3 protein-coding genes are annotated in these 13,446 nt (G+C 73.6%); all 3 read left to right on the plus strand.

Annotated features, from left to right (window positions below; translation table 11 throughout):
* The first annotated feature begins 14 nt into the window (after positions 1–14).
* Complete coding sequence (locus tag ACZ7L6_RS28180; RefSeq protein WP_471928576.1) at positions 15–2,051, plus strand: ABC transporter ATP-binding protein; 2,037 nt, start codon at positions 15–17, stop codon at positions 2,049–2,051.
* 202 nt (positions 2,052–2,253) lie between these two features.
* Positions 2,254–10,395: an amino acid adenylation domain-containing protein gene (locus ACZ7L6_RS28185; protein WP_471928578.1), complete on the plus strand. Its 8,142-nt coding sequence runs from the start codon at positions 2,254–2,256 to the stop codon at positions 10,393–10,395.
* Positions 10,392–13,446, plus strand: a 3,055-nt coding sequence (locus tag ACZ7L6_RS28190) for a non-ribosomal peptide synthetase (protein ID WP_471928580.1), incomplete at its 3' end; no start/stop codon positions are given. The genes ACZ7L6_RS28185 and ACZ7L6_RS28190, both read left to right, overlap by 4 nt.

Genomic DNA, 13,446 nt, shown 5'->3' on the forward strand with positions numbered 1-13,446 from the left:
GAGGTTTCCGTCGCGTGTTAATCAGTCAAGGTCCTGGTGGAATTACCGTCGGAGACCCGAATTCGTCCGACAGCAAGAAGAAGAGGGAGTCCCTGCGGCCCGGCACCGCGCGCCGCGCGCTCACTTATATGCGCCCGCACCGGCGCTCCTTGCTGTTCCTGCTGCTCACCACCGTGGTCGACTCGCTCGTCATCGTGGCGACACCGCTGCTGCTCAAGGAGATCGTCGACGAGGGAATCCTCAAGGACGACCTGGGGCTCGTCACCGCGCTGGCCCTCACCGCAGCCGGGCTCGCCGTGGTCGACGCGGTGATGCAGCTCGGGCAGAGCTATTTCTCCGGCCGGATCGGCCAGGGGGTCAGCCACGATCTGCGCGTCCGGACCTTCACCCACGTCCAGCGTCAGCCCATGGCGTTCTTCACCCGCACCCAGACGGGGCTGCTCACCAGCAGGCTCAACGCGGACGTCATGCTGGCCCAGCAGGCCCTCGGCCTGCTGCTGACCTCGGCGACCAGTGTGCTGACCGTGCTCCTGGTCCTCGCCGAGATGTTCTACCTGTCCTGGCTCATCACCCTGATCGCCGTGGCCCTGCTCCCGCTGTTCGCCGTGCCGGGCATCTACGTCGGCCGGCGCCTGCAGCGCTACTCCAGGGAACAGATGCAGTCCAACGCGGAGTTGGCCGGCGTCGTCCAGGAGCGGTTCAACGTGAGCGGCGCGATGCTTGCCAAGCTGTACGGCCGCCCGCGGGCGGAGGCCGCCGCCTTCTCGGCGCGGGCCGGCAAGGTGCGCGACGTCGGCGTGAAGTGGACCGTGTTCAGCCGGCTGTCCTTCATCTCCATGGGCCTGCTCGCCGCGCTCGCGACGGCCCTGGTGTACGGGGCCGGCGGCGCCCTCGTCCTGGACGACGTGTTCCAGATCGGCACCCTCGTCGCCCTCGCCGTACTCCTCGGCCGGCTGTACGGCCCCATCACCCAGCTGTCGGGCATGCAGGCGAACGCCCTGACCGCGCTGGTCAGCTTCGACCGCCTCTTCGAACTGCTCGATCTCAAGCCGCTCATCGAGGAGAAGCCCGGGGCGACCGCCCTGCCGCCGCCGGGGACCGGCCCCGCGCCGCGCATCGAGTTCGACCGGGTGTCCTTCCGCTACCCGGCCGCGAGCGAGGTGTCCCTGGCGTCGCTGGAGGCCAACGTCCAGTCCCCCGAGTCGCGTTCGAAGGCCGGTCCGCAAGTGCTGCACGAGCTGTCCTTCGAGCTGCCGTCCGGCCGGCTCACCGCTCTCGTCGGCCCGTCGGGCGGCGGCAAGACGACCATCACGCATCTGGTGTCCCGCCTCTACGACCCCACCTCGGGCACCGTCCGCATGGACGGCCACGACCTGCGGGACGTCACCCTCGACTCCCTGCGCGACACCGTCGGAGTGGTCACCCAGGACGCGCACTTCTACCACGACACCATCCGCGCGAACCTGTCGTACGCCCGCCCCGACGCCACCGAGCAGGACCTCATGCGGGCCTGTGACGCGGCGCAGATAGGGGAGTTGATCCGCTCGCTGCCCAGCGGCCTCGACACCGTCGTCGGCGACCGCGGCTACCGCCTCTCGGGCGGCGAGAAACAACGGCTCGCCCTGGCCAGGCTCATGCTCAAGGCACCCTCCGTCGTCATCCTGGACGAGGCCACCGCCCATCTGGACTCCGAGTCCGAGGCGGCCGTCCAGCGCGCGCTGACCACCGCCCTGCGCGATCGGACCTCCCTGGTCATCGCACACCGCCTGTCCACCATCCGCGAAGCCGACCAGATCCTCGTCATCGACGGGGGGCGGGTGCGCGAACGCGGCACGCACGAGGAGCTGCTGGCGGCGGGGGGACTGTACGCGGAGCTCTACCGCACGCAGTTCGACCGGCCGCGTGGCGGGGCCAACGGGGCGGGGCCGCTCGCCGCGGACGAAGGCTCGGATGGACGCCACGGGGTTCGCGGGCGGCCGCAGATCATGACGCTCGGGGACGGCCCGGTCATCGGCGGCGGTCCGGTGCTCGGGACGGGGCCGATGCCCTAGCGCTCCGCTGCGTGGGCCGCGATGCGCCGATGGAGGTGCCGCGATGTGCCGTCAGGCGTCTGCGGGTCCTCGTGGCTGGTCGCGCAGTTCCCCGCGCCCCTAAAGGGCGTTGCAGGACCGCACACCGTTCCATCCGGGCCCGACGACCGTCCCCCGTCGCACACCCACGAGACCCGCACGCCGCGCCGCTGAAGGGAGAGCGATGAGCAACGAAGCGGATTCCACCCTGACCTTGTCCGAGAGCCAGGAGGGGATCTGGCTGGCCCAGCGCATCGAGAGCTCTCGCGGCTTCTACACCATCGGCCAGCACGTCGAGATCCTCGGGCCGCTGCATACCGGGGCCTTCGAGGACGCGCTGCGTCGGGCCGTCGAGGAGACCGAGATCCTGCGCGTGCGGTTCGTGGAGGAACCCGGCGGCGGTGTGGCCCAGCTGGTCGGTCCGGTGCCGGAGTTGGGCCTGACGAGGGTCGACCTCACCGCGCACGAGGACCCGTGGTCCGCCGCCGAGGCATGGATGCGCGCGGAGCTGCGCCGGACCGCACACTCCGCAGACAGCGGCCTGTTCGCGTACGCGCTGCTCACCCTCGCCCCCGGCCGGCACGTCTGGTACCAGCGCTACAACCACCTCCTGATGGACGGCTTCGGCTGCTCTCTCATGGCACGCCGCGTCGCCGAGCTGTACACGGCGAAGCTGCGTGGAGAGCAGGCCCGTCCCGTCGGCCACGCGCCGCTGCGCGAGCTGCTGGCGCAGGAGTCGGCGTACCGCGAGTCCGAGGAGTACACGCGGGACCGCCGCTACTGGCACGACCACTACGCGGACCGACCGGAACTCGCCGCCATCCCGGGTCACCGCCCCGCCGCCCCCGACGGCCCCGTGCTGGCCGCCGGTCACATGCCGCCGCCCGCCGTGCGTGCCCTGCACGAGGCCGCGGCCCGCGCCAAGGTGAGCTGGCCCCGGCTGGTCGTCGCGGCGGTGGGCGCGTTCACCTGCCGGATGACGGGCGCCGACGAGGCCGTACTGAGCCTGCCGGTCGCCGCACGTCTGACGGCCGCGGGCCGGCGCACGCCGTGCACGATGGCGAACGTCCTGCCCTTCCGGCTGCCCGCCACCCCGGCCATGAGCCTCGACGACCTGGCCCGCGCGGCCGGGCCCGAAACCGCCGGCCTGCTCAAGCACCAGCGGTTCCGCGGCGAGCGACTGCGCCGCGAACTGGCCTGGCCGGAAGGCGGACGCTGGCACTTCGGCCCCTTCGTCAACATCCTGCCCCTCGGCGAGAACCTCCGCTTCGGCGACTGCCGGGGCATCGTCCGCGACCTGTCGAACCGCCGCGTCGAGGAGCTGAGCGTGGTGGTGGGCGGCTGGTCCGACGACCAGGGCATGGCCGTCTCCCTGGAGGCCAACCCCGCGAAGTACGACCAGGACTGGGTGCAGGGGAGCCACCGGTCGCTGGTGCGCTTCCTGGAACGCCTCGTGACGGACCCGGCCGCGCCGATCGGCCGGATCGACGCGGCGACCCGCCCCGTCCCCGTCGCCGGGACCCGCCCTGTCTCCGTCGCCGCGGCCCGCGCACGGTCCGCCGCCGAGGCCGGTCCCGAGCCTGTCGCTTCCGCGTCGCCCGAGCCCGCCGCCTCCCCGGCGCCCGAGCCCGTGCAGGCACCGCTGGTGCCCGAGCTGATCGCCGGTCAGGCGCTGCGCCGCCCCGACGCGGTGGCCCTCACCGATGGCGCGGGTTCTGTGACGTACGGCGAGATGTGGCGCCGGTCCGGGCAGGTCGCCCGGCGTCTGGTGGGCGCGGGCGTGGGCCGCGGTGATCGGGTCGCCGTCGTGATGGAGCGGTCCGCTGATCTGGTGGTGGCGCTGCTCGGGGTGTGGCGGGCCGGGGCCGCGTATGTCCCCGTGGACCCGGGCCATCCGGCCGAACGGGTGGCGCGGGTCCTCACCGACTGTGCCGCGTCCGTCGTGGTGTGCGCCGGGACGACGCGTGCCACGGTGCCGGAGAGCGGCGCCCGGGTGGTGATGTTCGACGGCCCTGCCACCATCGGGGAGCCGGCCGTCGACGACGGCGCTCCCTCCATCCCGGCGAGCCCCCACGACGTCGCCTACGTGATGTACACCTCGGGGTCGACAGGCGCACCGAAGGGCGTGGCCGTACCGCACGCCGGCGTGGCCGCGCTGGTCGGCGAGCGCGGCTGGCGGATGACCCCCGACGACGCGGTGCTGATGCACGCGCCGCACGCCTTCGACGCCTCCCTGTACGAGGTGTGGGTTCCGCTGGCCGCGGGTGCCCGGGTGGTCGTCGCCGAGCCGGGGCCCGTCGATGCGCACCGGGTGCGCGCGTACGTGTCCGAGGGCGTGACGCGGCTGCATCTGACGGCGGGCACGTTCCGGGTCCTCGCCGACCAGGAGCCGGAGAGCCTCACCGGGCTGCGCGAGGTGCTCACGGGCGGCGACGTCGTGCCCGCCGCCTCGGTCGCCCGGGTACGGGACGCCTGCCCGGACGTGACAGTGCGTCACCTGTACGGGCCCACCGAGACCACCCTGTGCGCGACCTGGCACTTGATACGGCCGGGCGGGGCGACAGGCCCGGTGCTGCCCATCGGGCGCGCCCTGCCGGGGCGGCACGCCTTCGTGCTCGACGCCTTCCTGCGGCCTGTGGAGCCCGGCCTGGTCGGGGAGTTGTACATCGCCGGAGCAGGTCTTGCGCGCGGTTACTGGGCTCAACCCCGCCTGTCGGCCGAGCGGTTCGTGGCGTGCCCGTTCGTGCCGGGTGAGCGGATGTACCGGACGGGCGACCTCGTGCGGTCGACGGATGACGGTGCGCTGGTGTTCGTCGGGCGTGCGGACGCGCAGGTGAAGATCCGTGGGTTCCGGGTCGAGCTGGGCGAGGTGGAGGCCGCCCTCGCCGCTCATCCGTCGGTGGCCCAGGCCGTGGCCGCCGTACGCGAGGACACCCCGGGCGAACGCCGTCTCGTCGGCTACGTCGTGCCCGAGGGCCCCGACGGCCCGGACGGCGTGGACACCGACGCCGTACGCGCCCACGTCGCCGGACTGCTGCCCGAACCGATGGTGCCGGCCGCGGTGTGCGCCCTGGACGCCCTGCCCGTCACCCGCAACGGCAAGGTCGACCGCGCGGCCCTGCCCGCGCCGGACTTCGCGGGCAAGGCCACCGGGCGTGCCCCACGGACACCCGCCGAGGCCGCGCTGTGCGAGCTGTTCGCCGCCGTACTGAAACTGGACGAGGTCGGCGCCGACGACAGCTTCTTCGCCCTGGGCGGCGACTCGATCATGGCGATGCAACTGGCCGCGCAGGCACGCCGCGAGGGGGTGCTCTGCACCGCGCAGGACGTGTTCGAGAACGAGACACCGGCGGCCCTGGCGGCTGTGGCCACGTTCACCGACGCGGCGCGGCCCTCCGGTCACGAGGAGACCGGCGACCCGGACACCGGGCAGCTGGTCACGGACCTGGCGCCGGACGAACTCGCCCGGCTGCGTGCCGAGCGGCCCGGCCTCGTGGACGTCTGGCCGCTGTCACCGCTCCAGGAAGGCATGCTCTTCCACACGACGTTCGAGGACGCCGGCCCCGACGTGTACGCGAGCCAGCGCGTCCTCGCCCTCGACGGACCGCTGGACGTGGCGCGGCTGCGCGCATCCTGGCAGGTGCTCCTGGACCGGCACCCCGTCCTGCGCGCCGCCTTCGCCCAGCGCGCCTCCGGCGAACAGGTGCTGGCCATCGCACGGGAGGTGCCCCTGCCGTGGCGTACGGCCGACGTGTCGACGCTGCCCGGCCCCGAGGCGGAGGCCGAGGCCGCACGGCTCGCCGAGGCGGAGAAGGCCGAACGGTTCGACCTCGCGGCGGCCCCGCTGCTGCGGTTGCTCCTGATCCGGCTCGGCGAACACCGTCACCACCAGGTCATCACGAGCCATCACACCCTCCTCGACGGCTGGTCGATGTCGGTCGTCTTCGAGGAGCTGGCCGAGGTGTACGCCGCCGGCGGCGACGGACGAACGCTGCCCGCCGCGACCTCCTACCGCGCCTACCTGGCGTGGCTGGCCCGGCAGGACCGGGAGTCGGCACGCCGCGCCTGGCGGTCGGCGCTCGCCGGAGCCGGGGAGCCCACGCTGGTGGTGCCCGAGGAGGCCGTCCGGGCACCGGTCGTGCCCCGCCCGGTGTCGTTCGAGTTCAGCGACCAACTCACGGATGCCCTCGGCAGGTTGGCGCGCGACCGGGGCGTGACGGTCAACACCGTGCTCCAGGCCGCGTGGGCGCTGGTTCTCGCCCGGCTCGTGGGACGCACGGACGTCGTCTTCGGCACGACGGTGGCCGGCCGCCACGCCGACCTGCCGGGCATCGAGTCGATCGTCGGACCGTTCATCAACACCGTGCCCGTCCGCGCCGCCCTGACGCCCGACCGGCCGGTCGCCGAACTGCTGACCGATCTGCGGGACCACCACGTCTCCCTCATGCCGCACCAGCACATGGGCCTGCAGGAGATCCGCAGGACCGCCGGCGACGGAGCGGTCTTCGACACACTCGTTGTATTCGAGAACCTGCCCGAGGCCCCGGCCGCGCCCGCCGCCCCCGCGACCGCGCTGACCATGCGGCCCGTCGGGGAGCCCCAGGACCGGGGCCACTACCCGCTGGCGCTGATCGTGGTACCCGACGAGCGGCTGCGCGGACACCTCGTCGGCCGCCCGGACGTGATCGCACCCGAACGCGTCGCCGAACTGGTCCGCCAACTCACCCGGGTACTGGAGCAGATGACGGCCGACCCGGCGCAGCCACTGGGACGCGTCGCCGTCCTGGGCTCCGGCGAGCGCGCACTCGCCCTGGCGCGCGCCCGCGCGGCGGAGGAGACCGGCCACTCAGGCACCCACGACTCCGGCACCCACGACGACGCCCTGGTGCCCGACGCCTTCACGCGCCGGGCCGTCGAAGCGGCCGGCGACGTGGCCCTGGAGGCGGACGGGCGGACCCTCACCTACGCCGAGCTGACCGCGGGGTCGGCCCGCCTCGCCCGCTACCTCATCGGCAGGGACGTCGGGCCGGAGTGCCGGGTCGCCGTCCTGGCCGACCGCTCCGTCGAACTGATCGTGGCGCTGCTGGCCGTGTCGCTGGCGGGCGGCGTCCACGTACCGCTCGACCCCGGGCATCCCCCGGCGCGGCTGCGCCTGATGCTCGACGACGTCGCTCCGCCGGTCGTGGTGTGCACCCGCGCGACCCGGGACGCCGTACCACCGGAGTATCCGGGCCACGTCGTGGTCCTCGACGACCCCGGCACGGCACGGGCGATCGCCGGGCACGCCGACGGACCCGTGACCGAGCGGGACCGCCGGGCGCCGCTGCGGCCTGCGCACGCCGCCTACACGATCTACACGTCCGGTTCGACCGGCACCCCCAAGGGCGTGGTCGTTCCGCACGGCGCCCTGCGCAACCTCGTCACCGACCACGCGCGGCGCTATGCGATGGACGCCTCCAGCCGGGTCCTGCAAGTCGTCTCGCCCAGCTTCGACGTGTCGATGGCGGACATCTGGCCGGTGCTGTGCGCGGGCGGGCGCCTCGTGCTCGCCCCGCCCGCACGGCGGCACGCGACCGGAGAGGACCTCGTACGCCTGATGCGCGCCGCCCGCGTGACCCACGTGGCGATGACGCCGACGATGCTCGCGCAGCTCCCGCCCACACATCTGCCCGCTCTGCGCGTGCTGATCATCGGTGGCGAGGCCGCGCCCGACGACCTGCGGCGCCGCTGGACGGTCACCGGACGTGACGTGCACAGCGAGTACGGGGTCACCGAGGCCGCGGTCACGTCGACGGTGAGCCGCCCGCTGCGCGCCGAGGACCCGCCCACGACGGGCCGTCCGATCGCCCGCACCGCCGCCTATGTGCTGGACGGCTTCCTGCAGCCGGTGGGTCCCGACACGGTCGGCGAGCTGTATCTCGCCGGCGCCGGTCTGGCCCGCGGCTACCTGGACCGGCCCGGGCTGACGGCCCAGCGGTTCGTGGCCTGCCCGTTCACACCCGGCGAGCGCATGTACCGCACCGGCGACCTGGTACGCCGGACCCGCACCGGAGACCTCGTCCATGAGGGGCGGGCCGACGCACAGGTGAAGGTGCGCGGGTTCCGCGTGGAGCCCGGCGAGATCGAGGCGGTGCTCGCCGCACACCCGGGCGTCGGCCGCGCCGTGGTGGCACTGCGGAGGGACGGCAGGGGCGAGGGGCGCCTGGTCGGGTACGTGACCCCGGCCCCGGACGGCGCCGCCTCCGCGACGTCTCAAAGGACCTCCCAAAGGGCTTATCGAAGGACGTATCAAAGGACGTCTCAAGGGCGGCTCCTGGACGGCGAGTCGGTCCGTGAGGCCGTCGCCGGCATCCTGCCCGCCGCCATGGTGCCCGCAGCCGTCGTGGTGCTGGACACCCTGCCGGTCACGCCGAACGGCAAGACCGACCTCGCGGCCCTGCCCGCCCCCGACTTCGCCGAACGCGCCGTGGGACGTGCCCCCGAGGGCGCGGCGGAGGAGATCCTCTGCACCCTGTTCGCCGAGGTGCTCGGCCTGGAACGGGTCGGCGCCGACGACAACTTCTTCCGCCTCGGCGGCGACTCCATCACCTCAATGCAACTGGTCAGCCGTGCGCGCAGGGCCGGCGTGTCCTTCACCGCACAGGACGTCTTCGAGCGCCCGACGGCGGCGGACCTCGCACCCGTCGCCCGGCTCGGCACCGGACAGGAACCCGCCTGGGACATCGGCGTGGGCGAGGTGCCGTGGACCCCGGTGATGCGGGCCCTCGGCGAGCGCGTCACCGGCCGGGGCTTCGCCCAGTGGGTGACCCTCGGCGCACCCGCCGGACTGGGCACCGAGGCGCTGACGGCAGGCCTGCGGGCCCTGCTCGACACCCACGACATGCTGCGCGCCCGCACCGACGGAACCGGGCCGGAAACCCGCCTCGTCGTACGCGAGAAGGGAGCGGTGTCCGCGGCGGAACTGGTCACCAGGACCGACGCGACCCAGGTGGCCGAGCCGGACCTGGACGAGGCCGCGGACCGGGCCGCACGCGAGGCGGTACGGCTCCTGGAACCGTCGTCCGGCGTCATGGTCCGGGCGGTCTGGCTGGACGCCGGGCCCGCACGCACCGGCCGACTGGTCCTGGCCGTGCACCACTTGGCCGTCGACGGCGTGTCCTGGCGGATCCTCGTCCCCGATCTGCGGTCCGCCTGCGAGGCCGCCGCGTCCGGCCGGGAACCCGCCCTGGACCCGGTGGGCACGTCGTTCCGGCGCTGGGCCAGCCTGCTCGCCGGACAGGCCAGCGAACCGGAACGCACCGCCGAACTCGAGGGCTGGGGCGCCGTGGTGGCCCACGCGGAACCCCCCTTGGGCAGGCGGAACCTCGACCCGCTCCGGGACACCGCGGCCACCGTGCGCCGCGCGAGGTGGACGGTGCCCGCACGGCAGGCCCGCACCCTGGTCGGCGAGACCCCGCTCCTGTTCCACTGCGGCGTCCACGAGGTACTCCTGTCCACCCTGGCGGGCGCCGTCCGCCTCGTCCGCCCCCACCTCACCGCCGAAGCGCCCGCGGGCGCCGCACGTCACTCCGGCGACGGGACCGGCATCGTCCTCGTCGACGTGGAAGGCCACGGACGCCACCCGCTCGGCGGCGCGGACCTGCTGCGCACCGTGGGCTGGTTCACCAGCGTGCACCCCGTACGCCTCGACCTCGCACGGGTCGACCTCGACCAGGCACTGGCCGGCGGACCGGCCGTCGGCGCCCTGTTGAAGACGGTCAAGGAACAGGCCCGGGCGATACCCGGCGACGGCCTCGGCTACGGCCTGCTGCGCCACCTGGGCCCCGAGACCGCCCCCATCCTCGCCGCACTGCCCAGCCCCCAGGTCGGCTTCAACTACCTGGGCCGCTTCTCCACCGCCCCCAGCACCGGGACCGTGGACCCCTGGCAGCTGGCAGGACAGACACCCGTCGGCGGCTCGGCCGCCCCCGACCTGCCCGCGGCCCACGTCGTCGAAGCCGCCGCCGCCGTCCGCGACACCCCCGACGGACCCGAGCTCGCCCTCACGCTCAGCTGGCCCGGCGCGGTCCTCGACGAGGCGGCGGCCGACCGGCTCGGCCGCACCTGGCTGGACCTGCTCACCGCCCTGGCCGGCCACACCGCGGACCCCACCGCGGGCGGACACACCCCGTCCGACTTCACCCTCGTCGACCTCGCCCAGGACGAGGTCGAGGAGTTCGAGGCGATCGCGGCACAACTGGCCGGGCCCGGCGGCCCGCCCGGCCCGCTCGAAGGACTTGAAGGAATCCAGGGATTCGAAGGACTCGAAGGAGGACGGTCGCTGTGAAGGCACCCACGGCCGGTCAAGGATCCGCTGCCCAGAGGTCCGCCCTCGCGGAGGTATGGCCGCTGTCGCCGTTGCAGCAGGGCCTGCTCTTCCACGCCGACTTCGACGGGCAGGACCACCCCGACATCTACACCGTGCAGTCCGTCCTGTCCGTCGACGGCCCGCTGGACGCGGCCCTGCTACGGGCATCGTGGCAGGCGCTCGTCGCCCGCCACCCCGCCCTCCGGGCGAGCTTCCACCGGCGCGCCTCCGGCGAAGCAGTGCAGCTCGTCATGCGGGAGGTGACACTGCCGTGGACCGAGGCCGACCTGTCGGACCACACGGAAGCCGCCGCGGACGCCGAGCTCGACCGCCTCGTGCGGGGCGAGCGGGCCCGACGGATCGACCCGGCGGTCGCCCCGCTGCTGCGTCTGCTCCTCGTACGGCTCGGCGCCCGCCGGCACCGCCTCGTCCTGACGAGCCACCACATCCTGCTCGACGGCTGGTCCCTGCCCGTCCTGCTGGACGAACTCGCCACGATCTACGAGGCGAACGGCGACGCGTCGTCCCTCGCCCCGGTCACCTCGTACCGCGACTACCTGGCATGGCTGGCCCGCCAGGACAAGGACGCCGCCCGAGCCGCCTGGCACACCGAGCTCGCCGACGCCGAGGAGCCCACGCTCGTCGCCGCGGCGACGACCGCGACCCCCGGTACGGCAACACCGACGCGGCGGTCCGTCCACCTCTCCACGGAGACGACCGCCGCACTCACCGACCTGGCACGCACCCACGGCCTCACCCTGAACACCGTCGTCCAGGGCGTCTGGGTGCTGGTGCTGGCCCGGCTGACCGGCCGCACGGACGTCGTGTTCGGCGCGACCGTGGCCGGCCGCCCACCGGAACTGCCGGGGTCCGAGTCCGCGATCGGCCTGTTCATCAACACCGTCCCCGTGCGGGTGCGCCTCGACGGCGCACAACCGGTGCTGCGAATGCTCGCCGAACTCCAGGACCACCACACCGCACTGATGCCGCATCAGCACCTCGGCCTAGCCGACATCCAGAACGCGGCCGGCCCCGGAGCGACCTTCGACACGCTCCTCGTCTACGAGAACTACCCGCGCACCGGCCGGCAGCAGCCCGCCGCGGACACCGTCACCTTCGCCTCCGTGGAGGCACGCCAGGCCACTCACTACCCGCTGTCGGTCGGCATCGCCCCCGACGAACGCCTCCGCGTCGACGTGACCTACCAGCCCGACCTCGTCGACGAGCAGCTCGGCGAGGCACTGGGCGGCATCCTCGCGCGGGTTCTGGAGCAACTGGTCGAGGATCCCTCGGTCCTGGTGGGCCGGATGGGCGTGCTGACCGGTCCCGAGCGTGGCCTGGTGCTGGAGGGCTGGGGGGCCACGGCAGGTGGGGTTCCGGCCGGTTCGGTGCCGGAGCTGGTTGCGCGGCGGGTGCGGGTCGCGCCGGGTGCGGTGGCGCTCGTGGACGGTGACCGGTCGCTGTCGTACGGGGAGTTGTGGGCGGCATCCGGCCGGCTGGCGTCGTACCTGGCGGGCGCGGGTGTGGGCCGTGGTGACCGGGTCGCGGTGGTGATGGAGCGGTCCGCGGATCTGGTCGTGACGCTCCTGGGCGTGTGGCGGGCCGGAGCGGCGTATGTCCCCGTGGATGCCGGCTCTCCGGCCGAGCGGGTGGCCCTGGTGTCGGCGGACTGTGCTCCGGCGGTGGTGGTGTGCTCGCATGCGACGCGTGCGGTGGTGCCGGAGATCGCCGGTGCACGGGTCGTGGTGGTGGACGAGCCCGCTGTCATGGGTGAGGGGGCGGCTTCCGCGGATGTGCCTGCGGTTCGCGTCGGTCCGGCTGACGTGGCGTATGTGATGTACACGTCCGGGTCGACCGGGGTGCCGAAGGGCGTGGCGGTGCCGCACGGGAGTGTGGCGGCGCTGGTCGGCGAGCGTGAGTGGCATGTGGGTCCGGATGACGTGGTGCTGATGCATGCGCCGCATGCGTTCGACGTGTCGCTGTTCGAGGTGTGGGTGCCGTTGGCCGCGGGCGGGCGGGTGGTGATCGCCGGGCCCGGTGTGGTGGATGCCGAACGGATGCGGGCATACGTCGCGGACGGTGTGAGCTCGGTTCATGTGACGGCGGGCTCCTTCCGCGTGCTGGCGGGGGAGGCCCCGGAGTGCTTCGCGGGGTTGCGTGAGGTGCTGACGGGCGGGGACGTGGTGCCTGCCGCGTCGGTGGCGCGGGTGCGGGAGGCGTGCCCGGATGTGGTGGTACGGCACTTGTACGGGCCGACCGAGACCACCCTGTGCGCGACCTGGCGGATCTGGCGTCCGGGCGAGGCCGTGGGGTCGGTCCTGCCCATCGGACGCCCGCTGCCCTGCCGGCAGGTGTACGTGCTGGACGCCTTCCTGCAGCCGGTGCCGCCGGGCGTGACCGGGGAGCTGTATGTGGCCGGTGAGGGCCTGGCACTGGGGTATTGGGGCCGACCGGGTCTGTCGGCGGAAAGGTTCGTGGCGTGCCCGTTCGTGCCGGGCGGGCGGATGTACCGGACCGGCGACCTCGTGCGGTGGAGCGATGACGGTGCCCTGGTCTTTGTCGGCCGTGCCGATGCGCAGGTGAAGATCCGTGGGTTCCGGGTGGAGCTGGGCGAGGTGGAGGCGGCCCTCGCCGCGCATCCCTCGGTGGTCCAGGCCGTGGTGACGGCTCCGCAGGAGCGGCCGGGTGAGCGGCGGCTGATCGGTTACGTGGTGACCGACGGGTCGGCGGTGGAGGGCCGGCAGGTGCGGGAGTACGTGGCGAGCGTGTTGCCGGAGTACTTGGTGCCTGCCGTGGTGGTGGTGTTGGACGCCTTGCCGGTGACGCGTCACGGCAAGGTGGACCGTGGGGCGTTGTCGGCGCCGGATTTCGCGGGCCGGGTCTCCGGGCGGGAGCCGCGGACGGAGGCGGAGGCGGTTCTGTGCCGGGTGTTCGAGGAGTTGCTGGGGTTGGAGCGGGTGGGGGTCGACGACAGCTTCTTCGAGCTGGGCGGCGACTCGATCATGTCGATGCAGTTGGTGGCGCGGGCTC

It is taken from the genome of Streptomyces sp. NPDC107522 (assembly GCF_055657525.1).

Excerpts from the sequence above, each read along its gene's own strand:
- ACZ7L6_RS28185 (WP_471928578.1), top strand. The coding sequence starts at position 2,254 with ATGAGCAACGAAGCGGATTCCACCCTGACCTTGTCCGAGAGCCAGGAG.